The sequence below is a fragment of the Streptomyces sp. URMC 124 genome (assembly GCF_051386455.1).
In the GTDB taxonomy this organism is placed as follows: domain Bacteria; phylum Actinomycetota; class Actinomycetes; order Streptomycetales; family Streptomycetaceae; genus Streptomyces.
In genome coordinates this window covers 1-265 of sequence record NZ_JBPQTS010000500.1, presented here as the reverse complement: position 1 = coordinate 265, position 265 = coordinate 1, and the positions used below count along the sequence as shown (strand labels likewise).

The window sequence follows — 265 nt, the reverse complement described above, 5'->3', positions numbered from 1 at the left end:
CCTTTGGGTCAATGCCCAACGCGGTCAAAGCCTCGACGGCTTGGTCATACGTTTGCCCGCTAAGGTTCGGCATTTTTTCAGGCGGCTTCGCCGCCCCTACGGACAACTGAATCGGAGAGTCTTTCTTCACCTTCGTACCCTCCGGCTTGCTCTGGTCAAATACTTCGCCTTCCGCAACGTTCGGCTTGTATTCGCGGATCACTTCCGGATCCACCGTCAATCCTTCGCCCTCCAGCGTCCGGATGGCTTCCTCTTCGGTCATGCC

At 57.4% G+C, this 265-nt stretch carries 1 protein-coding gene; it reads right to left on the bottom strand.

Going from position 1 to position 265, the window contains the following annotated elements; all coding sequences use genetic code 11:
- Positions 1-265, bottom strand: a 265-nt coding sequence (locus ACSNOG_RS33470; RefSeq protein ID WP_436756431.1) for a PASTA domain-containing protein, incomplete at both ends; no start/stop codon positions are given.